19 protein-coding genes are annotated in these 22,008 nt (G+C 69.5%); 11 read left to right on the top strand and 8 right to left on the bottom strand.

Annotated features, from left to right (window positions below; all coding sequences use genetic code 11):
- Nucleotides 1-74 precede the first annotated feature (74 nt).
- The gene (ftsH, locus tag OMP39_RS12035; RefSeq protein ID WP_264891959.1) at nt 75-1,973 is read left to right on the top strand and encodes an ATP-dependent zinc metalloprotease FtsH; all 1,899 of its coding nucleotides are present in this window, start codon (nt 75-77) and stop codon (nt 1,971-1,973) included.
- A 133-nt stretch (nt 1,974-2,106) separates the two neighbouring features.
- Here the strand turns inward: ftsH and pcaF are convergent, their stop codons facing one another.
- The 3 genes from pcaF to OMP39_RS12020 are packed head-to-tail and all read right to left on the bottom strand — an operon-like array spanning nt 2,107 to nt 4,715.
- Nucleotides 2,107-3,312 (bottom strand): 3-oxoadipyl-CoA thiolase, encoded by a 1,206-nt coding sequence (gene pcaF, locus OMP39_RS12030; protein ID WP_264891958.1) that lies wholly within the window; start codon nt 3,310-3,312, stop codon nt 2,107-2,109.
- 54 nt (nt 3,313-3,366) lie between these two features.
- Entirely contained in the window at nt 3,367-4,011 is a 645-nt protein-coding gene (locus tag OMP39_RS12025) for a 3-oxoacid CoA-transferase subunit B (RefSeq protein ID WP_264891957.1), read from the bottom strand.
- Nucleotides 4,011-4,715, bottom strand: a complete 705-nt coding sequence (locus OMP39_RS12020) for a 3-oxoacid CoA-transferase subunit A (protein WP_264891956.1) — start codon at nt 4,713-4,715, stop codon at nt 4,011-4,013. The genes OMP39_RS12025 and OMP39_RS12020 overlap by 1 nt, the downstream gene beginning before the upstream one ends.
- 97 nt (nt 4,716-4,812) lie before the next feature.
- Here OMP39_RS12020 and OMP39_RS12015 point away from each other — a divergent pair, with 97 nt between their 5' ends.
- Nucleotides 4,813-5,709: an IclR family transcriptional regulator gene (locus OMP39_RS12015; protein WP_425340634.1), complete on the top strand. Its 897-nt coding sequence runs from the start codon at nt 4,813-4,815 to the stop codon at nt 5,707-5,709.
- A 156-nt stretch (nt 5,710-5,865) separates the two neighbouring features.
- On the opposite strand, the gene OMP39_RS12010 is transcribed toward OMP39_RS12015, so the two are convergent.
- Nucleotides 5,866-6,699 carry an IclR family transcriptional regulator gene (locus tag OMP39_RS12010; protein ID WP_264891954.1) on the bottom strand — a complete coding sequence of 278 codons (834 nt, stop codon included), beginning with the start codon at nt 6,697-6,699 and terminating at the stop codon, nt 5,866-5,868.
- Nucleotides 6,700-6,924: 225 nt separating this feature from the next.
- Here OMP39_RS12010 and OMP39_RS12005 point away from each other — a divergent pair, with 225 nt between their 5' ends.
- From OMP39_RS12005 to OMP39_RS11965, 9 genes are all read left to right on the top strand, one after another.
- A complete protein-coding gene (locus OMP39_RS12005) occupies nt 6,925-7,878 on the top strand; it encodes an MBL fold metallo-hydrolase (RefSeq protein WP_264891953.1) in 954 nt (317 codons plus the stop codon).
- A 28-nt stretch (nt 7,879-7,906) separates the two neighbouring features.
- Entirely contained in the window at nt 7,907-8,449 is a 543-nt protein-coding gene (locus OMP39_RS12000) for a VOC family protein (RefSeq protein WP_143968369.1), read from the top strand.
- An 82-nt stretch (nt 8,450-8,531) separates the two neighbouring features.
- Nucleotides 8,532-10,142 carry an FAD-dependent oxidoreductase gene (locus OMP39_RS11995; RefSeq protein WP_264894558.1) on the top strand — a complete coding sequence of 537 codons (1,611 nt, stop codon included), beginning with the start codon at nt 8,532-8,534 and terminating at the stop codon, nt 10,140-10,142.
- Nucleotides 10,143-10,182: 40 nt separating this feature from the next.
- On the top strand, nt 10,183-10,389 hold the full coding sequence (locus OMP39_RS11990; RefSeq protein ID WP_264891952.1) for a DUF2783 domain-containing protein: 207 nt from the start codon (nt 10,183-10,185) through the stop codon (nt 10,387-10,389).
- Nucleotides 10,390-10,432: 43 nt separating this feature from the next.
- The gene (fahA, locus tag OMP39_RS11985) at nt 10,433-11,758 is read left to right on the top strand and encodes a fumarylacetoacetase (protein ID WP_264891951.1); all 1,326 of its coding nucleotides are present in this window, start codon (nt 10,433-10,435) and stop codon (nt 11,756-11,758) included.
- Between the two features lie 99 nt (nt 11,759-11,857).
- Nucleotides 11,858-12,892: a TRAP transporter substrate-binding protein gene (locus tag OMP39_RS11980; protein ID WP_264891950.1), complete on the top strand. Its 1,035-nt coding sequence runs from the start codon at nt 11,858-11,860 to the stop codon at nt 12,890-12,892.
- A gap of 200 nt (nt 12,893-13,092) precedes the next feature.
- Nucleotides 13,093-13,581: a TRAP transporter small permease gene (locus tag OMP39_RS11975; RefSeq protein ID WP_264891949.1), complete on the top strand. Its 489-nt coding sequence runs from the start codon at nt 13,093-13,095 to the stop codon at nt 13,579-13,581.
- Nucleotides 13,578-14,903 (top strand): TRAP transporter large permease, encoded by a 1,326-nt coding sequence (locus OMP39_RS11970; protein WP_264891948.1) that lies wholly within the window; start codon nt 13,578-13,580, stop codon nt 14,901-14,903. Before OMP39_RS11975 ends, OMP39_RS11970 begins: the two co-directional genes overlap by 4 nt.
- 308 nt (nt 14,904-15,211) lie before the next feature.
- A complete protein-coding gene (locus tag OMP39_RS11965; RefSeq protein ID WP_264891947.1) occupies nt 15,212-16,951 on the top strand; it encodes a putative bifunctional diguanylate cyclase/phosphodiesterase in 1,740 nt (579 codons plus the stop codon).
- A 1-nt stretch (nt 16,952) separates the two neighbouring features.
- Here OMP39_RS11965 and OMP39_RS11960 read toward each other — a convergent pair whose 3' ends face one another.
- The 4 genes from OMP39_RS11960 to OMP39_RS11945 form a co-directional block, all read right to left on the bottom strand.
- A complete protein-coding gene (locus tag OMP39_RS11960; protein ID WP_264891946.1) occupies nt 16,953-17,162 on the bottom strand; it encodes a heavy-metal-associated domain-containing protein in 210 nt (69 codons plus the stop codon).
- Entirely contained in the window at nt 17,146-19,110 is a 1,965-nt protein-coding gene (locus tag OMP39_RS11955) for a SulP family inorganic anion transporter (RefSeq protein WP_264891945.1), read from the bottom strand. The genes OMP39_RS11960 and OMP39_RS11955 overlap by 17 nt, the downstream gene beginning before the upstream one ends.
- A gap of 111 nt (nt 19,111-19,221) precedes the next feature.
- Nucleotides 19,222-20,208: a zinc-dependent alcohol dehydrogenase family protein gene (locus tag OMP39_RS11950; RefSeq protein ID WP_264891944.1), complete on the bottom strand. Its 987-nt coding sequence runs from the start codon at nt 20,206-20,208 to the stop codon at nt 19,222-19,224.
- Nucleotides 20,209-20,317: 109 nt separating this feature from the next.
- Nucleotides 20,318-22,003, bottom strand: coding sequence for a phosphoethanolamine transferase (locus tag OMP39_RS11945; RefSeq protein ID WP_264891943.1), 1,686 nt, complete (start codon nt 22,001-22,003; stop codon nt 20,318-20,320).
- Between the last annotated feature and the right edge of the window lie 5 nt (nt 22,004-22,008).

The raw sequence follows: 22,008 nt of genomic DNA, 5'->3' as shown, positions 1-22,008 counted from the left end.
CAGCGAGCCGCGTCGTGGGAACTCCCGAGCGATCACCGCTGTCTCCCTTCTGTGCTTTCCTGGACGCTGCGCGTATGAAACCGACGATGTTGCCCGATCCCAAGACCCGCTGGTCCATCGGCTACTGGCTGCTGGCGCTCCTCGCGCTGATGTGGATCCAGTCGATCTGGCAGACGGCCCGCACCGTGGAGCCGGTGCCGTACAGCGAGTTCGAGAAGGCCCTGGCCGACGGGCGCGTGGCCGAGGTCGTGGTGGGCGAGACCACCGTGACCGGCAAGCTCAAGTCGCCGGACCCCGGCGGCAAGACGGTCATCGTCGCGACCCGCGTGGAGCCGGCGCTCGCCGAGCGGCTCGAGCGCTACCAGGTGCCCTACAGCCGCGTGATCGAGAGCACGTGGCTGCGCGACATTCTCTCGTGGGTGGTGCCGGCGGCGGTGTTCTTCGCGCTGTGGTTCTTCCTGTTGCGCAAAGTCGCCGAGAAGCAGGGCATGGGCGGCTTCATGAGCATCGGCAAGAGCCGCGCGAAGGTGTACGTCGAGAAGAACACCGGCGTGACCTTCGCCGACGTGGCCGGTGTGGACGAGGCCAAAGCCGAACTGCAGGAGATCGTGGCCTTCCTGAAGGACCCGGGGGGCTACGGGCGGCTGGGGGCGCGCATGCCCAAGGGCGTGTTGCTGGTCGGCCCCCCGGGCACCGGCAAGACGCTGATCGCCAAGGCCGTGGCGGGCGAGGCCGGGGTGCCCTTCTTCAGCATCAGCGGCAGCGAGTTCGTCGAGATGTTCGTCGGCGTGGGCGCGGCCCGCGTGCGAGACCTCTTCGAGCAGGCGCGTGCCAAGGCGCCGGCCATCATCTTCATCGACGAACTCGACGCCCTGGGGCGTGCCCGCGGCGCAGCAGGCCTGGTGGGCGGGCACGACGAGCGCGAGCAGACGCTCAACCAGCTCCTGGTGGAGCTCGATGGCTTCGACAGTTCGTCGGGCCTGGTGCTGCTGGCCGCGACCAACCGGCCCGAGATCCTCGACCCCGCGCTGCTGCGCGCCGGGCGCTTCGACCGGCAGGTGCTGGTGGACCGGCCGGACAAGCAGGGTCGCGTGCAGATCCTCAAGGTGCACACGCGCAAGATCCGGCTCGCCCCAGGGGTGGACCTCGAACAAGTGGCGGCGCTCACGCCGGGCTTCTCGGGCGCGGACCTGGCGAACCTGTGCAACGAGGCCGCGCTCGCCGCCACGCGCCGGGGGGCGAGCGAGGTGGCGCTGGTGGACTTCACCACGGCGATCGAGCGCATCGTCGCCGGCTTGGAAAAGCGCAACCGCCTGCTCAATCCCAAGGAGCGCGAGGTGGTCGCCTACCACGAGATGGGCCATGCGTTGGTGGCGCTAGCGCTGCCGGGCAGCGGGGCCGTGCACAAGGTGTCGATCATCCCGCGCGGCATCGGTGCGCTGGGCTACACGATCCAGCGGCCGACCGAAGACCGCTTCCTGATGACGCGCGACGAGCTGGAGCACAAGATCATGGTGCTGCTGGGCGGGCGCGCCGCCGAGAAGCTCGTGTTCGGCCACCTGTCGACCGGGGCGGCCGACGATCTGGCCAAGGTGACCGACATCGCGCGCGACATGGTCACACGCTACGGCATGGAGGAGTCGCTGGGCTACGTGGCCTACGAGGCGCCACGGCAGCGCTTCATCGACGTGCCGGGCCTGGCCGGCAACGAGGTGCGCGCCAGTGCCGCCACGCAAGAGAAGATCGACGAGGCGGTGCGCGGCATCGTGATGGGCGCCTTCGAGCGCACTTGCGAGATCCTGCGCCGCAACCGCGCCATCCTGGAGCGCTGCGCGCGCGAGCTGCTGCAGCGCGAGACGCTGGACGAAGAACGGCTGAAGGCACTGACCGAAGGGCTCCAGGCAGCGCACGGCGAGCAGGCGACATCGCCGGTGCCCCCCGCCGACTTGGCGCCGGGCGGCGAACGGATGTGACCTGAGCCCCGGGGCCAAGATACAAAGCCGCGCCGGTCGGCCCTGCACGGCGCGGCCCTGCGTACCGCGGCCGGCACGGCCGGGCCTGCGTGCCCGGGCGGGGCGATGCACCGCCCGGGCAGCAACGTGGAGCTCAGACCCGCTCGAGGATCACTGCGATGCCTTGGCCCACGCCGATGCACATGGTGCACAGCGCATAGCGGCCCTGGATGCGGTGCAGCTGGTTCACCGCGGTGGTGGCCAGCCGCGCACCCGAGGCGCCGAGCGGATGGCCCAGCGCGATCGCGCCGCCGTTGGGGTTGACGCGCGGGTCGTCGTCGGCCAGGCCCAGTTGGCGCAGCACGGCCAGGCCTTGCGCGGCGAACGCCTCGTTCAGCTCGATCACGTCCATCTGGTCGAGCGTGAGGCCGGTGAGCTCCAGCACCTTGCGCGTGGCCGGTGCCGGGCCGATGCCCATGATGCGCGGCGGCACGCCGGCCACCGCCATGCCCACCACGCGTGCGCGCGGCGTGAGGCCGTGGCGCGCGGCGGCCGCTTCGCTGGCCAGGATGAGCGCACACGCGCCGTCGTTGACGCCCGAGGCGTTGCCGGCGGTGACGGTGCCGTCCGGGCGCACCACGCCTTTGAGCTTGGCCAGGGCCTCCAGCGACGTCTCGCGCGGGTGCTCGTCGCGGTCCACGACGACGGGCTCACCCTTCTTCTGCGGGATGGTCACCGGCACGATCTCGCGGTCGAAGAAGCCGGCCTTCTGCGCTGCGACGGCCTTGAGCTGAGAGGCCAGCGCCATCTTGTCCTGGTCCTCGCGGCTGATGTGGAAGTCGGCCGCGACGTTCTCGGCCGTCTCGGGCATCGAGTCGATGCCGTACCTGGCTTTCATCAGCGGGTTGACGAAGCGCCAGCCGATGGTGGTGTCGTACACCGCGTTGTTGCGCGAGAAGGCCGTCTCGGCCTTGGGCATGACGAAGGGCGCGCGGCTCATGCTCTCGACCCCGCCGGCGATCATCAACTCGGCCTCGCCAGCCTTGATCGCGCGCGCGGCGCTGCCCACCGCGTCCAGGCCCGAGCCGCACAGGCGGTTGACCGTCGCGCCCGGCACGTCCTGTGGCAGGCCGGCCAGGAGCGCCGCCATGCGCGCGACGTTGCGGTTGTCCTCGCCGGCCTGGTTCGCGCAGCCGTAGATCACGTCGGCCACGGCGGCCCAGTCCACCTTGGGATTGCGGGCCATCAACGCCGCGATCGGCACGGCGGCGAGGTCGTCGGTGCGCACCGACGAGAGGGCGCCGCCGTAGCGGCCGAAGGGGGTGCGAACCGCGTCGCAGATGTAGGCGTGTGCAGTCATGGCTGTTCTTGCGGGTCGTGGAAGAAAGGGGGGATCGAGGGCCGGCCGGTCGTCCTAGGTGCGCGCGTCCACCAGCGGGACGGCCGTCACGCGCTGCAGTTCGTCGAACGACAGGCCCTCGGCGATGTCGATGACCCGCGCGGTACCGCCGACCAGGTCGATGACCGCGAGGTCGGTGTAGACGCGGCTCACGCAGGCCAGGCCGGTGAGCGGGTAGGTGCACCGGGGCACCAGCTTGCTCTCGCCGGCCTTGGTGAGGTGTTCCATCATCACGTAGGTCCTTTTCGCGCCGATGGCCAGGTCCATCGCGCCGCCGACGGCCGGGATCGCGTCCGGTGCGCCGGTGTGCCAGTTGGCGAGATCGCCACTCGCGGCCACCTGGAAGGCCCCCAGCACGCACACATCGAGGTGGCCCCCGCGCATCATCGCGAAGCTGTCGGCATGATGGAAGAAGCACCCGCCGGGGCGCAACGTGACCGGCTGCTTGCCGGCGTTGATGAGGTCGTAGTCCTCCTCGCCGGGCGCGGGGGCGGGGCCCATGCCCAGCACGCCGTTCTCGCTGTGCAAGATCACCTCGCGGTCGGCGGGGATGTGGTTGGCCACCAGCGTCGGCAGGCCGATGCCCAGGTTGACGTAGGCGCCCTCGGGGATGTCGCGCGCCACCCGCGCGGCCATCTGGTCACGGCTCCATTTCGCCATCACGCGGCCTCCTTCTTGAAGCCGCCCGCCTGCGTGACGGTGCGTTCGACCTGCACTACGCGGTGCACGAAGATGCCCGGGGTCACGACGGCCTCGGGGTCGAGCGCGCCGAGTTCGACGATCTCGGGCACCTCGACGACGGTGCATCGCGCGGCGGTGGCCATGATGGGGCCGAAATTCCGTGCGGTCATGCGGTAGGTGAGGTTGCCCCAGCGGTCGGCGCGCTCGGCCTTGATGAGCGCGAGGTCGGCGTGGATCGGGTACTCGAGCACGTAGGGTTTGCCGTGGATTTCGCGCGTCTCCTTGCCTTCGGCCAGCCGCGTGCCGTAGCCCGTGGGCGTGTAGAAGGCCCCGATGCCCGCGCCCGCGGCCCGGATGCGCTCGGCCAGGTTGCCCTGGGGCACCAACTCCAGCTCGATCCTGCCGCTGCGGTAGAGCTCGTCGAAGACCCACGAGTCGGCCTGGCGGGGGAACGAGCAGATGATCTTGCGCACCCGGCCGGTCTTGAGCAGCGCCGCCAGGCCCGTGTCGCCGTTGCCGGCGTTGTTGTTGACGATCGTGAGGTCCTTCGCGCCTTGCGCGATGAGTCCATCGATCAGCCGGGTCGGAATGCCGGCGGTGCCGAAGCCGCCGATCATCACCGTGGAGCCGTCCCGCACGTCGGCCAGGGCGGCCTCGACAGAGGGATAGATTTTGTTGATCATGTGCGCTTGCCGAACAGGCAGAGGAAAAATACCTCCGCGTGTTCGATATTCGAACTTGCGTTCAGTATAAGAACTTCAAAGTCTACTCTACTTCACCATGCCCCCTCGCTCAACCACAGTTCGGCCCGGGCGCGAGCCCGCCGGGCCGGCTCGCTCCGCCGCCGAGCGCCTCGCCTCCGTCTCGCGCCCGCCCGCTCCCCCTGCCGAGGGGGAGGGGCCCGCCCCCGGCGACAGCTACGTGCAGTCCTTCGCCCGCGGCTTGGCCGTGGTGCGCACTTTCAGCGCCGAAGCCCCCGCGCAGACCATCGCCGAGGTGGCCGAGCGCGCCGGCCTCACGCGCGCCGGGGCCCGGCGCATCCTGCACACCTTGCAGCATCTGGGCTACGTGGAGGCCGAGGGCCGGCTTTTCCGGCTGACGCCCAAGATCCTGGACTTGGGCTTCGCCTATCTCAGTTCGCTGCCGCTGTGGAACCTGGCCGAGCCGGTGATGGAGGATCTGGTGCAGGACGTCAAGGAGTCCTGCTCGGCCGCCGTGCTGGACGGCACCGACATCGTGTACGTGCTGCGGGTGCCCACCCACAAGATCATGGCGATCAACCTCGGCGTGGGCAGCCGGCTGCCCGCCTACTGCACCTCCATGGGCCGCGTGCTGCTCGCCGGCCTGCCGCCGGCAGCGCTGGAGGCCCGCCTGGCGCAGATGCGCCTGGAACCGCGCACGCCCAAGACCGTGACCGACCCGGCGCGCCTGCGGGAGCTGATCGAGCAGGTGCGCATGCAGGGCTGGGCTCTCGTGGCCGAGGAACTGGAAGAAGGCCTGGTGTCGCTCGCGGCGCCCATCCGCGGGCGTCAGGGCGAGGTGGTGGCCGCCATCAACGTGAGCGGCCAGCAGCACCGCACGCCGCCCGTGGTGATGCTCGAGCGCTTCCTGCCCAAGCTGCTGAAGGCCGCGCACGAGATCAGCGCGATGATCGGGGGCAAGGGGCAGGGCGGCTGAGGCCCGGCGCTCGGCCGCCCGGAGCCGGGCCGACACCCCCGTGGGGGGTGGGGCGCAAGCCCCGGGGGCCAACACATACGGCCCGGCGCTCGGCCGCCCGGAGCCGGGTCGACACCCCCGTGAGGGTGGGGCGCCGCAGGGCCCGCGCTGCAAGCCCTACGGGGCCACCGGCTTGCGCCCGCCGATGCGTTGCGAGACGTGGTCGGCGCACTCGCGCAGTGCCCGCGCGATGGCGCCATCCCAGCGCGTGTCGAAGGTGCCCGACGGGCCGATGGCGGTGACCGCCATCACCATCGCGCCGGTGTGGTCGAACACCGGGGCGGACATCGCGCTCACGCCCTCGATGACCGAGCCTTCGCTGCGGCTCATCCCGTGGGCGCGCACGTCCGCCAGTTGCCGCTCGAACTCCTTCCACGTGGGCAGGGGTGGCGCCGCCGGCATGCCGGGGGCGGGGCGCGCGCGTTCGAGCTTCTCGCGCCGGCGCTCGTCTTCCAGCAGGGCGCGCACCTCCGCGGCGGGCCGGTACGCCGCGAAGAGCCGGCCCGAGGCGGTGTCGGTGATCGACACCACCGTGCCGTGCCGCATGTTCACGTGCACGGCGGCAGGCGATTCCTCCAGCCGCACGAAGGTGGGCCCGCGCGTGCCCCACACGGCGATGCCCACGGTATGGCCCAGACGCTGGGCGAGATCGGCGATCAGCGGGGTGGCGATGCGCACCGGATCGGCCTGCTGCAGGCTGATGAGCCCGAGCTGCAAGGCCAGCGGCCCCAGGCCGTAGTGCCCGGAGGCGCTGTCCTGCTCGATCAGCCCGAGCTTGCCGAAGCTCACGAGGTACGGGTGCGCCTTGGCGGGCGACATGCCGGCCTCGCGCGCCAAGTCCTTGAGCGGCATGGCGCGCCCATGGTGGGCCAGCGCCAGTAGCAGCTGCCCGCCCACTTCGACGCTCTGGATACCGCGTCGGTCGCGTTCTATGGTCTTGTCGTCGTCCACGGAAATCGTCGATGTGCCGCCCGGCGGCCACCGCAGGGCAGGCGGGATTGTGGCCGCGCTCCGAGTAGGTGTTTACCCTGAGAACGACCGTGCAAAGGGGTCAAGCATTAGACATTATCAAACGAGTTAACTAACATCAACACCCATTCGGTATAGACGAACGATTTCGCTTTCATTGAATCCCGCTCAACCTCGCCGGGCGGGCCGCCAAGAGCAGGAGCCACGATGACCAAAGCCTTCGCCTCTCAAGCTGACCTTCAGGAGAAGAAGGTCAGCTTCACCAAGCTGTCCGACAACGCGTACGCCTACACCGCCGAAGGCGACCCGAACACCGGGGTGATCGTCGGCGACGACGCGGTGATGGTGATCGACACCCAGGCCACCCCGGTGATGGCGCAGGACGTGATCCGCCGCATCCGTGAAGTTACCGACAAGCCGATCAAGTACGTGGTGCTGTCGCACTACCACGCGGTGCGCGTGCTGGGCGCCTCGGCCTACCAACCGGAGCACATCATCGCCAGCCAGGACACCTACGATCTCATCGTCGAGCGCGGCGAGGCCGACAAGGCCAGCGAGATCGGGCGCTTTCCGCGTCTGTTCCGTGCCGTCGAGTCGGTGCCGCCGGGCCTGACGTGGCCCACCATCACTTTCACCGGCAAGATGACGATCTGGCTGGGCAAGCTGGAGGTGCAATTGCTGCAACTGGGCCGCGGCCACACCAAGGGCGACACGGTGGCCTGGCTGCCCCAGCAGAAGATCCTGTTCTCCGGCGACCTGGTCGAGTTCGACGCCACGCCCTATGCCGGGGATGCCTACTTCAAGGACTGGCCGCAGACGCTGGACAACATCGCCGCGCTGCGGCCCGAGAAGCTCGTGCCCGGCCGCGGTGCAGCGCTGCAAACCCCCGAGGAAGTGCAGGCGGGCCTGGCCGGCACCAAGGCGTTCATCTCCGACGTGTACGCCTGCGTCCAGGAAGGGGTGAAGGCCGGCAAGGACCTCAAGACGGTCTACAAGGACACCTACGCGCGGCTGCAGCCGAAGTACGGCCACTGGGTCATCTTCGACCACTGCATGCCGTTCGACGTGACGCGCTGCTACGACGAGGCCACGCAATACCCCGACCCGCGGGTGTGGACCGCCGAGCGCGACCGGCAAATGTGGGAAACCCTGGAAGGCTGATCCAGCACCACCTCAGAGGAGACAGATCATGAAGATCGAACGCATCCATCACGTCGCCTACCGCTGCAAGGACGCCAAGGAAACCGTCGAGTGGTACGTGAAGCACCTGAACATGAACTTCGTCCTGGCGATCGCCGAGGACCAAGTGCCCTCGACCAAGGCGCCCGATCCCTACATGCACGTGTTCCTGGACGCCGGGCAGGGCAACGTGCTTGCCTTCTTCGAGCTGCCCAACTCGCCGGCCATGGGCCGTGACGAGAACACGCCCGAATGGGTCCAGCACATCGCGTTCAAGGTGGACAGCGTGGAGACGCTCGAGGCCACGAAGGCGCGCCTGGAGGCGGCCGGCATCCCCGTCGTTGGCGTGACGGACCACACCATCTTCAAGAGCATCTACTTCTTCGACCCGAACGGCCACCGCGTGGAACTGGCGGCCGATGTCGGCACGCCCGACATGTACGAGAAGCTCGATGCGGTCAAGTGGGACATGCTCAACGAGTGGGCCCAGACCAAGCGCGCGCCGAAGCACGCCGCCTGGATGCACGAGAAGGAATTCCACGCGCTCGACTGAGCCGCCCGATTTCCGCGTGACAGTGACCCGTCGGCCGCTTCGCCAGCGGCCTGGGCTGTTTCGCCCTGAGGAACCCTTGACCATGTTGCATACCTACACCTATCCCCAGTACGAGTATCGGCAGAGCGACGAACAGCGCAGCGGCGAGCGTGTCCGCCACCCCGTGGTGGTGATCGGCGCCGGCCCCGTGGGCATGACCCAGGCGCTGGACTGCGCGGCCCGTGGCATTCCCACGGTGGTGCTGGACGACAACAACACCGTGAGCATCGGCTCGCGAGCCGTCTGCTACGCCAAGCGCCCGCTGGAGATCTGGGATCGCCTGGGCCTCGGTGACGATCTGGTGGCCCAGGGTGTGCAATGGAAGGTGGGCAAGGTGTTCTTCCGCGACGAGCTGGTCTACCAGTTCGACCTGCTGCCCGAAGACCACCACAAGATGCCGGCGATGATCAACCTCCAGCAGTACTACCTGGAGGAGCGGCTGGTGCGTGCGTGCGACGAGTCGCCGCGGGTGGACCTGCGCTGGAAGCACAAGGTGCTGGCGATCGAGACGCACGACGACCACGTGGTGCTGACGATCGAGACGCCCGACGGCATCTTCAAGACCGAGGCGTCGTGGCTGATCGCCTGCGACGGCGCCAGCAGCGACACGCGCCGCATGATCGGCGCGGACTTCACCGGCCAGTTCTTCCAGGACCGCTTCCTCATCGCCGACGTGGTGATGAAGGCCGACTTCCCGACCGAGCGCTGGTTCTGGTTCGACCCGCCCTTCCATCGCAACCAGAGCGTGCTGCTGCACAAGCAGTGCGACAACGTCTGGCGCATCGACTTCCAGCTCGGCTGGGATGCCGACCCGAACGAGGAGAAGAAGCCCGAGAAGGTCATCCCCCGCATCCAGGCGATGCTGGGGCCGGACGTGCCGTTCGAGCTGGAGTGGGTGTCGGTGTACCAGTTCGCCTGCCGGCGCATCGACCGCTTCCGCCACGGCCGCGTGATCTTCGCCGGCGATGCGGCGCACCAGGTCTCGCCCTTCGGCGCGCGCGGCGCCAACAGCGGCGTGCAGGACTGCGACAACCTGAGCTGGAAGCTCAAGGCCGTGCTGGACGGCGACGCGCCCGAGGCCCTGCTGGACACCTACCACGACGAGCGCGCGTTCGCCGCCGACGACAACCTGCTCAACTCCACGCGCTCGACCGACTTCATCACGCCCAAGAGCCGCACCTCGCTGCGCCTGCGCAATGCGGTGCTGGAGCTGGCGCGCACCGAGCCGTTCGCGCGCCCGCTGGTCAACAGCGGGCGGCTGTCGACGCCGACGCCCTACGTGCACTCGCCGCTCAACACCCCGGATGCCGAGCCGTTTGCCGGGCGCATGACGCCGGGCACCAACTGCGCCGATGCGCCCATCGAGGTGGCCGGCCAGCCCGGCTGGCTGCTCAACCAGTTGGGCGATGGTTTCGTGCTGCTGAGCTTCGGGCCCGCCGAGCCGGTGCGCGTCGGCAACGTCGAAGCCGCGGTTTTGCAGGTCGGCCGCGACATCGTCGACCGCGCCGGCGTGCTCACCCAGCGCTACGATGGTCAGCCGGGCACGGTCTACCTGATCCGTCCTGACCAGTACGTCGCAGCCCGCTGGCGCCGCTTCGACCGCGCCGCGGCCGAGGCCGCCCTCGCTCGGGCGCTCGGCCGCAGCCTGGCCTGATCGTCGCCTGACCTCCCGACTGCCAACGCACCGTGAAGCCATGTCTGTGAACCGTCAACCCAACATCGCCGAGCACGACGCTTTCTACGAGGAGCTGATCAACGCCCAGCGCGACCTGAGCGACGAGCAGGCGGAGATGTTCCTCGCCAAGCTCGTGATCATCCTGGCCAACCATGTCGGCGATCGCGCCGTGCTGTCCGAGGCCATTGCGCTGGCCCGCAGCAACACGCTGGCCGCGGCCGGCTGACGCGGCCGCCCCCCGCTCGCCGAGCGACCACCGGAAGGAACCCATGTCCCCGATCAACGAGACCCACGATCCCGCCCTGCGCAGCTGGGTGGATAGCGCCAACCGTCCGGATCACGATTTCCCGATCCAGAACCTGCCCTTCGCCAGCTTTCGCCGCCGCGGCCGCGACGAGCCCTGGCGCGGCGGCGTGGCGATCGGCGATGCGATCGTCGACCTTGCAGCGCTGCACCGTGTGCAGCCCTTCGAGGGTGTCGCCGCGCAAGCGCTGGCAGCCGCCGCGCAGCCTCAGCTCAACGAGCTGATGGCGCTGGGCCCTGCTCACTGGAGCGCGCTGCGCCTGGCGCTGTCGCGCGCGTTGCGCGAAGGCAGCGCGCAGCGCGCCGTGGTGGAGCCTTGCCTGGTCGATCAAGCCGAGGCCGAGTACGGGCTGCCCGCGCGCATCGGCGACTACACCGACTTCTACACCGGCATCCATCACGCCACGGCCGTCGGCAAGCTGTTCCGGCCCGACAACCCGCTGCTGCCCAACTACAAGTGGGTGCCCATCGGCTACCACGGCCGCAGCTCCTCGATCGGCGTGAGCGGCCAGACCTTCCGTCGTCCCCTGGGGCAAACGAAGGGTCCGCAGGATGCGGCGCCGCGCTTCGGGCCCTGCCAGCGGCTCGACTACGAGCTGGAGCTCGGGGTGTTCGTCGGCCCCGGCAATGCGCTGGGCGAGCCGATCCCCATGGCCGAGGCGGAGGATCACGTCTTCGGGGTGGTGCTGCTGAACGACTGGTCGGCACGGGACATCCAGGCCTGGGAGTACCAGCCCCTGGGGCCCTTCCTGGCAAAGAACTTCGCGACCACCATCTCGCCGTGGATCGTCACCCTCGAGGCGCTCGCGCCCTTCCGCGTGCCGTTCGCCCACCCCGAGGGCGACCCCCAGCCCCTGCCGTACCTCGACTCGCCGGACAACCGCGCGCGCGGCGGCATCGACCTCACGCTCGAAGTGTGGTTGCAGACCGAGGCCATGCGGCGTGCGGGCGAGCCGCCGCACCGGTTGATGGCGTCCAACTTCGCGGATGCCTACTGGACGGTGGCGCAAATGGTGGCGCACCACACCGTCAATGGGTGCAACCTCCAGGCGGGCGACCTGCTCGGGACGGGCACCCAGTCCGGCCCCGGGGAGGATCAGGGTGGTTCGCTACTCGAACTTACGTGCGGTGGGCAGAAGCCAGTGCGATTACCGAACGGCGAGACTCGCACTTTCCTGCAGGATGGCGATACTGTGCTGCTGCGCGCGTACGCCGCTGGAGCCGGTCGAGCCCGCATCGGTTTCGGTGAGTGCGCGGGGACGGTGCTGCCGGCGCCGGCCCTGGTCGTCTGAAGGGGCGCGGGCCGTCGGCCCGTCGCGTTCCACGCGCTGCTGAGCCGGGCCCCGTGCCAAGGGGCCCGGAAGACACACCCATAGAAGGAGACATCCGTCATGAAACGCATCCTCAAGCTCGGCGCAGTCGCCCTGGCCGCCGCCTTCACCGGGCTCGCCGCTCAGGCACAGGAAGTGACCCTCAAGGTCCATCACTTCTGGCCGCCGCAGGCGATGCCGCCCACCAAGATCTTGCAGCCCTGGTGCGACAAGATCGCGGCCGAATCCAACAACAAGATGAAGTGCCAGATCTTCCCGGCGATGCAGCTGGGCGGCACGCCGGCGCAACTGATCGACCAGGCCAAGGACGGCGTGGTGGACATCGTCTTCACGCTGCCGGGCTACACGGCGGGGCGTTTCCCGGTGATGGAGGTGTTCGAACTGCCGTTCCTCGTGCCCTCCGCCGAGGCCGGTGCGAAGGCCGCGTGGGACTTCTACCAGAAGTATGGCCAGAAGGAATTCGCCAACGTCAAGCCGCTCATGTTCGCCGTGCATGACGAGGGCTACGTGCACACGCGCGACAAGCAGATCAAGACGCTGGCCGACCTCAAGGGTCTCAAGATGCGTGCGCCCACGCGCATGACGAACAAGCTGCTGGCCTCGCTCGGCGCCACGCCGGTGGCCATGCCGCTGCCTGCCGTCTCGGAGGCCGTGAGCAAGGGCGTCATCGACGGCTTTTTGCTGCCGTGGGAGGTGATTCCCTCGGTCAAGCTGCACGAGATGGTCAAGTACCACTCCGAGACGGATCCCTCCAAGCCGGGGCTGTACACGGCCGTGTTCATCATCGCGATGAACAAGGCCAAGTACGACGGTCTGCCGGCCGACCTGAAGGCCGTGATCGACCGCAACAGCGGTGCGGGGCTGTCGGCGCAGGCGGGCAAGATCTGGGATGAGAGCCAGGCGGTGGGCCGCAAGCCGGCGGTGGACCGGGGCAACACCTTCTACACCATCCCGGCCGCCGAGGTGGACAACTGGATCAAGGCGTCCGCGCCCTTGTATGACGAGTGGGTCGCCTCGATGGACAAGCTCGGCATGCCGGGCAAGCAAATGCTCCAGGACGCGCGCGACCTGCTCTCGAAGTACGGCAAGAAGTGAGCGTGATCGGCGCCGCGGTCTAGCGCCCGGCGCCATCGAAGAGGACGACCGCCCCGCTCGTGGGGCGGGCTTGGGCCCCGCGGTCGCGTGCGCGGGCTTGCGGGCCTCACCTTGCGCGCACCCCTCCTATCACGAAGACGGGGCCGTCCGGTGACGGGCGGCCCTGCGTCGATTCCGCCCGTCACCGCGGAGTGTCTTGCATGCTAGTCGTATTGCGATTTTTCGCGCTGCTATTCGCCTTGCTCGGAGGCCTGGCCGCCAGTGCCGTCGGTGTCCTCACCGCGTCGAGCATCATCGGCCGTGCATTGTGGTCCTCTCCGATCCCAGGAGATGTTGAGCTGACACAATTCGGCATCGCTTTGGCCATCTCGCTGTGCCTGCCGTGGTGCCAGCTGCATGGCGCCAACATCATCGTGGACTTCTTCACCGCGCGGGCGGCCGCGCGCACGCAGCGGCTGCTGGACGGCATCGGCGCGGTGCTGCTGGCTGCGATGACGGCCCTGCTGGCGTGGCGTACGGCCGTGGGGGCGACCTCGGTGCAGGACGCGGGCGAGACCTCCATGATCCTCGGCTTGCCGATGTGGATCGTGTATGCGGTGCTGGCCCCGGGCTTCGCGCTGACCATGGCGATCGCGATCTATCAGGCTTGGTGCCACTTCACCGGCCGCAGCGTGGAGGTGCCCGTATGAGCCCCACTGGCATCGGCCTGACCATGTTCGCGGCGATGCTCGCGCTGATGGCGCTGCGCGTTCCCATCGCCGCGGCGATGTTCATCCCCGGAGCCGTGGGCTACTGGGCGATGACGAACGACATCGCGCTGCTCAACACCCTCAAGGGCTCTGCCGTCGCGCGCCTGACCGTCTATGACCTGTCGGTGATCCCGCTGTTCCTGCTGATGGGGCAGTTCGCCACGCAAGGCGGCCTGTCGCGCGCACTGTTCAAGGCCGCCGCGGCCTTCATCGGCCACATCCGGGGCGGCCTGGGCATGGCAGCGATCCTGGCCGCGGCGGCTTTCGGTGCCGTGTGCGGCTCCTCCGTCGCCACCTCGGCCACCATCGCGCAGGTGGCGTATCCCGAGATGAAGGTGCACGGCTACCACGGCCGGCTGTCCACCGGCGTGTTGGCCACGGGCGGCACGTTGGGCATCCTGATCCCGCCGTCGGTGCCGCTCGTGGTCTATGCGATCCTGACCGAGCAGAACATCGCCAAGCTGTTCGCCGCGGCCTTCGTGCCGGGGCTTCTCGCAGCGCTCGGCTACATCGCCGTCGTCGCCATCTACTGCCGCGTGCGTCCCGAACTCGCCCAACCCTCTCAGCCGCTGCCGTGGAACGAGCGTTGGAAGGCACTGCTCGGCGTGTGGCCGATCGCGACGATCTTCCTCATCGTGTTCGGCGGCATCTACACGGGCCTGTTCACACCGACCGAGGGTGCGGCCGTCGGCGCGATCGGCACCTTCCTCGCCGGGTTGGCCAAGCGGGAGCTCACACTCTCCGGGATCAAGCGCTCTTTTCTCGGCACGGCGGAAACGTCGGCGATGGTCTTCATGATCTTCCTCGGCGCGGACATGATGAACGCGGCGCTTGCGCTCACGCAGATGCCCGCCAACCTCGCGGCTTGGGTGTCGGGCCTGGAGATCTCGCCGCTCGTGATCGTGGGCTGCGTGCTGATCTTCTACGTCATCCTCGGTTGCGTGATGGATGAGCTGTCGATGATCCTGCTCACCATCCCCGTGCTGTTCCCCGCGATCATGAGCCTCGATCTTTGGGGCCTGGGCGCGCAGGACAAAGCGATCTGGTTCGGCATTCTGGTGCTGATGGTGGTGGAGATCGGCCTCATCGCGCCGCCGGTGGGCTTGAACGTGTACGTCGTCAACAGCGTGTGCAAGGACGTGCCGATGGGCGAAACCTACAAGGGTGTGCTGCCGTTCCTGGCGAGCGACGTGCTGCGCGTGCTGCTGCTGCTGTTCGTGCCCGCCGTCAGTCTGGGCGCGGTGTGGTGGCTGTTCAGCTAGCGGCGCCGAGGCCCTGGGCCTCGGCGTTGCGCCAGGGAGGAAGTCCCTCGCGTGGCACCTTTTGCGAAGTGCGAAAGGGCGCCGCGGGGGCGCACTTCTTGCTCGCCTTGAGCGCACTCGAAGATTGAGTCAGATCAAGTTCGACTCGAATGGCTGGGCGGCTGTGCGCGGCGAGGACGAGAACGCTGGGACAATCTTCCTTCCGCGCGCCGGCCGGGCCAGCGCGCCACGCCAAAGCACCGAACTTCTTTCGAGCAAGAACCGTGGCCGACCCTGCCTCCATGCCCCCTTCGGCGCCGCCGCACGCGGTGAAACCATCGCTAGACAGGGATCAAGGCGGGCGGGAACGCCACGATCCGCTGCTGGCCTTGCATGAGCGGGTGCACTTGCTGCTGCAGGTGTTCAACGGCACGCGGGAAGGGGTGCTCATCACCGATTCGCACTCGCGCGTGCTGGAGGTCAACGACGCGTTCGTCGAGATCACCGGCTATGCGCGCGACGCAGTGCTCGGCCAAACGCCCTCGTTGCTGTCTTCCGGGCGGCACGACCCGTCGTTCTATTCGCAGATGTGGAAGAGCCTGAAGGAGACGGGGCGCTGGCAGGGCGAGATTTGGAACCGCCGTGCCAGCGGTGAGGTGTATGCCGAGTGGCTGCGCATTCTGTCGGTGGCCGGCGACGACGGACAGCCGACGCACTACATCGGCATCTTCAGCGACATCACGGCGCAAAAGCGCGACCAGGAGCTGCTGGACCGGCTCGCCCACTACGATGCGCTCACCGGGCTGCCGAACCGGCGGCTGATGGGCGAGCGGCTGGCCACCGTGATGGAGCGCGCGCGCCGCCACGGCCAGAAGGTGGCCGTGTGCGTGTTCGACCTCGACGGCTTCCACGAGATCAACGGACGCTTCGGGCACGAGGCGGGCGACCGCTGCCTGGTGCAGCTGGCCGACCGCATGCAAGGCGTGCTGCGCACCGGCGACACCCTCGCGCGCATCGGGGGCGACGAGTTCGCGTTGCTGCTGGGCGAGGTGAAGGGTCGCGCCGACGTGGATACGGTCCTGCGCCGGGTGGTGTCCACGCTCGCGCCGCCCTATCCGCTGCCCGAACCCCTGGCTTTGTCGGTCAGCATCGGCGTGTCCCTCTACCCCGACGACACCAGCAGTCCCGACCATCTCTTCGTGCTCGCCAACGAGGCGATGCATCGGGCCAGGCAGCGCGGTGGCAGCCGCACCGCCTATGCGGCCGACGCCGACGAGCTCGTCGTGCACGACGACCAGACGGCGGCCCTGCAAGCGGCGCTCGTGGGTGGCCAGTTGCGGCTGTACTTCCAGCCCAAAGTGCGCGCGGCCGACGGCCGGCTGGATGGCGCCGAGGTGCTGCTGCGTTGGCATCACCCCGAGCACGGGGTACTGTTGCCCGGCCAGTTCCTGCCAGCGGTGGAGGGCACGCCGCTGCAGGTGGACCTCGACCTGTGGGTGCTGCGCACCGCGGCCCGCCAGCTGGCGGCCTGGGAGTCGGCCGGGGTGGACCTCACGGTGTGCGTGAACGTGAGCGCGGCCACGCTGGGGCGCACCGGCTTTCCCGCGGTGCTCTCGCAGGCGCTCGCCGAGGCGGGGGTGCAGTGCGCCTCGCGGCTGGAGCTCGAAGTGCTGGAGAGCGAGGCCCTGGCCGATCTGGCCACCTCGGCGGATGTGATGCAGGCCTGTGTGCGGCTGGGCATCGGCTTCGCGCTCGACGATTTCGGGACGGGGTATTCCTCGCTGCTGTACCTGCGGCGCCTGCCGGTGCGCACGCTCAAGATCGATCGCAGCTTCGTGCGGCGCATGCTCGATGACGACGGCGACCGGCACATCGTGCGCGCCGTCGTGGCCTTGGCCCACGCCTTCGGCGTCACGACCGTGGCCGAGGGAGTGGAGACCGAGGCGATCGGCAGTGCGTTGCGGGAGCTCGGCTGTGACCTGCTGCAAGGCTACGCGATTGCCCGGCCGATGCCGGCCGAGGACTTCGAGCGCTGGATCGCCTGCCGCAACCGCGCCGGCTCGGCCTGACTCACTGGGGGCTGGCGGGCCGTACCCGGTAGCCCTCCGACTCGATCGCCTGCACCACCGCTTCGCGGGCCGCGCCGGTGTCCACCGTCACCCGGCCGCGGGCGAGGTCCACCTCCACGCGCGCCTGGCCATCGAGCTTCTGTACCGCCTGCGTCACGGCGCGCACGCAGTGACCGCAGCTCATGCCTTGCACTTCAAACACCTGGTTCATTCGCTACTCCTTGGGTCCGCTGGGGTGAGGGACCGTCGGCCTCGCCGACGGGCTTCAGCGCTACTGTGGTGCCTCCCATCGTGTCAAAGTCAAGTGCCGTGCCCGCCTGCGCGGCTGGCGGCGCGGCAGCTGCGGCGGTTGCGCCGAGCCCTTGCTCATCGGGCGACAAATCGAGCGGCGCGGTGCGGCACTCCCAGAACACACGGGCCCGGCAGGCCGCGCAGATGCGCGGGTCGAGCCGGCCGAAGATGGTGGCGAGGGCGCGGCGCTTGTCGGGAAAGACATGATCGCGGCCCAGCCGGTCCAGAAAGCCGCTGCGCTCCCAGAACTCCAGCACGGGCGGGCGCGGGCGATGGAAGTACAAGTCGCCGCCCATCGCACGCCGCAGCCGCAACTCGTCCTCCCAGACCTGCGCGCCGGCCAGATCGATGAAGTTCATGCTCTTGGCCATCACCAGCAGGTGCTTGGGCGCGTGAGGGGCGGCTCGCAGCGCATCGAGCCGGTCGGCCACATGCTGCGCGGCGCCGAAGTACACGGCGCCTTCCATGCGCAGCAGCTTGAGCTGCGGGCATTCGGGCAGGGCCCGGGGGGCTGCGTCCACGACCACGAAGTGACGCTCCTCGTCCATCGTGTCGAAGCCCATCGTGCGCATCGCCGGGTGCGAGGTGCGGTGCAAGTAGGCGAGCAGCGAGAGGATGGTGCCCGCCAGGATCGCCACCTCCAGGCGCAGCGTCACCGTGGCCACGAGGGTCGCCAGCGCGATTGCGAACTCCACGCGGTCGAGCTTCCACGTCTGGCGCCAGCGGGGCAGGTCCAGCAGGTTCCAGGCTACCAAGAGCAGCAGCCCCGCCACGGCCGCCATCGGGATCGCGGCCAGCCACTGCGCGCTCAGCATCACCAGGGCCAAGAGCCACACCGCGGACAGCACGCTCGCCATCGGCGTTCGGGCCCCGGCCTCGTAGTTGGGCAGCGAGCGATTGAGCGAGCCGCACGACACGTACGACGAGAAGAAGCCGCCGACCGCGTTGGACAGGCCCTGACCCACGAACTCGCGGTTGGCGTCCAGCCGGTCGCCCGCACGCGAAGCCAGGACCTTGGCGATGGAGATCGACTGACCCAGCGCGACGATGGTCAACGCGAAGGCGAGGCCGAGCAGCTCGGGCAGACGAGTCCAGTCGACCTGGGGGACATGGAACGCCGGCCAAGCGGAGGGAATCGCGCCGACTACCGCGGTGTGCCACGGGCCGCCGAGCCGGTTGAGTGCCGCCGCGAGCAGCGTGCCCGCGGCGAGCCCGATCAGCGCGTGCGGCCAACGCCGCTTCCAACGGCGCGCCGCGAGCGCCACACCGAGGGTGAAGAGGCCCACCACGACGCTACCTTCCTGCCAGGACGCGGGCTGGTGCGGAAGAAGGCCGAGCCCGGCGGCCAGGTGCCGGAGCACCGCGCTGCTGCCGCGCTCGGTGCCCGGCGCGGCGACGCCCAGCACGTCCTCCAGGGCGTGCAGGGCGATCAGCGCGGCCGCCCCGCCGGTGAAGCCGAGCAGCGCGGCCGGTGAGATGAAATGCGCGAGGCTGCCGAGCCGCAGCAGTCCGATCGCCAGTTGCAGCAAGCCGACCAGCACGGTGACCGTGAGAGCGAGCTCGATGTAGGCCGGCGACCCGGGAGCGGCCAGCGGGGACAGCATCGCGAAGAGCGCCAGCGACAACGCGTTGGTCGGGCCGGACATCACGTACCGGCTGGAGCCGAACAGTGCGGCGATCACACAGGGGACGAGGGCCGTGTACAGGCCGTATTGGGGCGCAAGCCCTGCGAGCGTGGCGAAGGCGATCGCCTGCGGCAGCACCAGCACGGCACCCAGCAGCCCGGCCAGAGCATCTGCCCGCCACGTCTCGCGGCTCAGCTCGTCGAGCCACTGCGGCCGCCACGCGCGGCGAGTGCCGGAGGTCATCGGGGAAGCCATGGCGCGATCATAGAGGGCCATCGAGGGCCGGCCCAGCGCCGACTCGCCTCCAGCCCCCGGCGGCTCGCGCCCCGTGCTCCGGCGCCCCGAATGCCGCCACTACGGCTTGAGCACCGCCGCCCCTCGCACACGGCCGGCCCGCAGATCGTCGAGGGCGCGGTTCGCGTCTTCGAGCGGGTAGAGCTGCACGTCGGCCTGCACGGGGATGCGGCGTATCAGCGCGAGGAATTCGTGCCCGTCCTGCCGCGTGAGGTTGGCCACCGACATCAGCTGCCGCTCGCCCCACAGCAGCCGGTAGGGGAAGCCGGGGATGTCGCTCATGTGGATGCCCCCGCACACGACGCGCCCGCCCTTGCGCACCGCGGCGAGCGCCGTGGGCACGAGCGAGCCGACCGGCGCGAACAGGATCGCGGCATCGAGCGGCTGCGGCGGCGCTTCGTCGGAGCCGCCAGCCCAGCAGGCACCCAGCTCGCGCGCATGCGCCTGCGAGGCCTCGTCGCCGGGGCGTGTGAAGGCATAGACCTCCCGGCCTTGCGCGCGAGCGACCTGGATCAAGAGGTGCGCCGCGGCCCCGAAGCCGTAGAGCCCGAGCCGGCGCGCAGGACCGGCGAACTTGTAGGCCCGCCAGCCGATCAGCCCGGCGCACATCAGCGGCGCGATGCGCTCGGGCGGCCAGGCCAGATGATCGAGCGGGTAGCAATGACGGGCCTCGGCCACGATGTGCGTGGCGTAGCCGCCGTCGCGCGTGTAGCCGGTGAAGCCCGCTTGGTCGCACAAGTTCTCGCGGCCGCTGCAGCAGCTCTCGCACATGCCGCAGTTGTGGCCCAGCCACGCGACGCCGACCCGCTGCCCCAGCCGCAGGCCCTCGGCGCCGGGCCCGAGCATGTCGATGCAGCCGACGATCTCGTGCCCCGGAATGCGGGGCAGTCCCCCGGGTGGCAGTTCGCCGTCGACGAGATGCAGGTCCGTGCGGCACACGGCGCAAGCGAGCACGCGGATGCGCACCTCGCCTGGCCCGGGCGTCGGGTCGGGCCTCTCCTCGGCCACCAGGGGCTGCCCCGGCTGGTGCAGAACCATCGCGCGCATGGATCACCTCCTGGACCCATCATCGCCTTGGGTATAGCGGCGGCAGTGATGCAGATCAAGCCAGCCCGACGCGGGCGGGCGCAGGTCGGGGCGCTCCGCGAGGAGCGCTTCAACCCCCGGCCATCGCCACGCTGCTGCGGCGGCAGCCGTGCAGCAGGTCCCAGGCCGGCTCGTACACGCGGGTGCGCACGTCGAGCACGCCGAGCAGCGTGTGTGCCAGGTGGTCATGGCTGGCCGGCTGCGAGGCCCGCTGCCGCAGGCACTGCTCGTCCACGCCGAGCGTGGCGCGGGCGCCCTCCGACAGCCACATCACCATGGGCACGCGGGTCTGTACCCGCGGCGCGATGGCGAACGGAATGCCGTGCAGGAACAGGTTGTTCTCTCCGAGCGACTCGCCGTGGTCCGAGACGTACAGCAGCACCGAATCCGTGCGGGAGGAGGCCGCCCGTAGCTTCGCGATCACGCTGGCCAGCAGATGGTCCGTGTACAGCAGGGCGTTGTCGTAGGCGTTGACGATCTCCAGCGGGGTGCAGTGGCGCAGGTCGTCGCTCGCACACGCGGGCTGGAAGCGCGCGAAAGCCGGCGGGTAGCGCCGGAAGTACGACGGCCCGTGGTTGCCCAACTGGTGCAGCACCAGCAGTTGCGTGCCGTGTGCGCGTCGCAACCGCTCGTCCAGACCGACGAGCAGCCCTTCGTCGAGGCACCGGCCGTCTTCGCACAGGCCCGCAGGGTGCAGCGCAGCGACGGTCTCGCTGGGCAGGCCGTCGCACACCCCCTTGCAGCCGGACTGGTTGTCGCGCCACAGGACGTCCACGCCGGCGCGCGCGAGGGTGTGCAGGATCGACTCGCTGTTGCGGATGCGCGATTCGTCGTAGTCCCGCCGGCCCACGGGAGCGAACATGCACGGCAGCGACACCTCGGTGGAGGTGCCGCAGGCGGTCACCTCCCGGAAGTTCACCACGTCGAGCGCCGCGAGCTCGGGTGTGGTCTGCCGCGCGTAGCCATTGAGGCCCCAGTTGGCCGCACGCGCCGTCTCGCCCACCACGAGCACCACCACCAGAGGGCGGGTGCGCTGACGCGCAAGCGGCCCGAGCGCTGCGTCCGACCCCACCACCTGCCTGGGGCCCGCGGCACCGCGTGCGTCCTGGGCCGTGACCGCGGCGAGCGACCACAGGTAGTTGGCCGGTGTGATGAGGTAGCGGACCTCCTTCTGCGTGCGCATGAGCGAGGCCAGCGGCTGGAACACGAGCAATCCGCAACCCACCAGCACCGCCAGCGCAGCCGCCATCGAGGCGGCCCGCACACCGAGTGCCGTGCGCCACGAGCGCCGCACGACCCGCACCCGCGACAGCAGCAGCAGCGGCAGTGCGCCATACAGCACCAGGTCAGGCACCAGCGTCCATCCGAGCAGTTCGCCGGCTTCCGCCACGTCGGTGCGCAAGACGTTGCGCAGCATCGACGGGTCGAGGTAGATGCCGTAGCGCTGCATGTAGTGGATGGCGAAGACCGTCGCCACGGTCAGCACGCCCAGCAGCGGCTTCAGCGTCCAGCGGTTCGCAAGCAGTGCGAGCAGCACGAAATGCAGGGCCACCAGCATCGCGACCAGCGCCAGCCCGAAGCCCCACGTGTGCCAATCGTTCAGCGGCCGGTCGTGCAGCGCCGCTTGCAGGAAGCGCCGGTTCGCCGCCAGCACCCAGAACATGCTCGCCACGAGCACCACCTGTTCGGTGGTGGCCCAGATCGTGAAGCGCGAGGACGCGCCCTTCCTCTGCTCGACCTGCTCTCCGGTGCCCATCGGGG

Source organism: Schlegelella aquatica, assembly GCF_026013905.1.
GTDB classification, from domain to species: Bacteria; Pseudomonadota; Gammaproteobacteria; order Burkholderiales; family Burkholderiaceae_C; genus Caldimonas; species Caldimonas aquatica.
The sequence above is the reverse complement of the archived record's forward strand: the minus strand, read 5'-3'. Positions and strand labels throughout refer to the sequence as shown.

Bases quoted from the DNA above. Each gene is read 5' to 3' on its own strand.
- ftsH (WP_264891959.1), top strand. From the start codon at position 75: ATGAAACCGACGATGTTGCCCGATCCCAAGACCCGCTGGTCCATCGGC.
- pcaF (WP_264891958.1), bottom strand. From the start codon at position 3,312: ATGACTGCACACGCCTACATCTGCGACGCGGTTCGCACCCCCTTCGGC.
- OMP39_RS12025 (WP_264891957.1), bottom strand. From the start codon at position 4,011: ATGGCGAAATGGAGCCGTGACCAGATGGCCGCGCGGGTGGCGCGCGAC.
- OMP39_RS12020 (WP_264891956.1), bottom strand. From the start codon at position 4,715: ATGATCAACAAAATCTATCCCTCTGTCGAGGCCGCCCTGGCCGACGTG.
- OMP39_RS12015 (WP_425340634.1), top strand. From the start codon at position 4,813: ATGCCCCCTCGCTCAACCACAGTTCGGCCCGGGCGCGAGCCCGCCGGG.
- OMP39_RS12005 (WP_264891953.1), top strand. From the start codon at position 6,925: ATGACCAAAGCCTTCGCCTCTCAAGCTGACCTTCAGGAGAAGAAGGTC.
- OMP39_RS12000 (WP_143968369.1), top strand. From the start codon at position 7,907: ATGAAGATCGAACGCATCCATCACGTCGCCTACCGCTGCAAGGACGCC.
- OMP39_RS11995 (WP_264894558.1), top strand. From the start codon at position 8,532: ATGTTGCATACCTACACCTATCCCCAGTACGAGTATCGGCAGAGCGAC.
- OMP39_RS11990 (WP_264891952.1), top strand. From the start codon at position 10,183: ATGTCTGTGAACCGTCAACCCAACATCGCCGAGCACGACGCTTTCTAC.
- fahA (WP_264891951.1), top strand. From the start codon at position 10,433: ATGTCCCCGATCAACGAGACCCACGATCCCGCCCTGCGCAGCTGGGTG.
- OMP39_RS11980 (WP_264891950.1), top strand. From the start codon at position 11,858: ATGAAACGCATCCTCAAGCTCGGCGCAGTCGCCCTGGCCGCCGCCTTC.
- OMP39_RS11975 (WP_264891949.1), top strand. From the start codon at position 13,093: ATGCTAGTCGTATTGCGATTTTTCGCGCTGCTATTCGCCTTGCTCGGA.
- OMP39_RS11970 (WP_264891948.1), top strand. From the start codon at position 13,578: ATGAGCCCCACTGGCATCGGCCTGACCATGTTCGCGGCGATGCTCGCG.
- OMP39_RS11960 (WP_264891946.1), bottom strand. From the start codon at position 17,162: ATGAACCAGGTGTTTGAAGTGCAAGGCATGAGCTGCGGTCACTGCGTG.
- OMP39_RS11955 (WP_264891945.1), bottom strand. From the start codon at position 19,110: ATGACCTCCGGCACTCGCCGCGCGTGGCGGCCGCAGTGGCTCGACGAG.
- OMP39_RS11950 (WP_264891944.1), bottom strand. From the start codon at position 20,208: ATGCGCGCGATGGTTCTGCACCAGCCGGGGCAGCCCCTGGTGGCCGAG.
- OMP39_RS11945 (WP_264891943.1), bottom strand. From the start codon at position 22,003: ATGGGCACCGGAGAGCAGGTCGAGCAGAGGAAGGGCGCGTCCTCGCGC.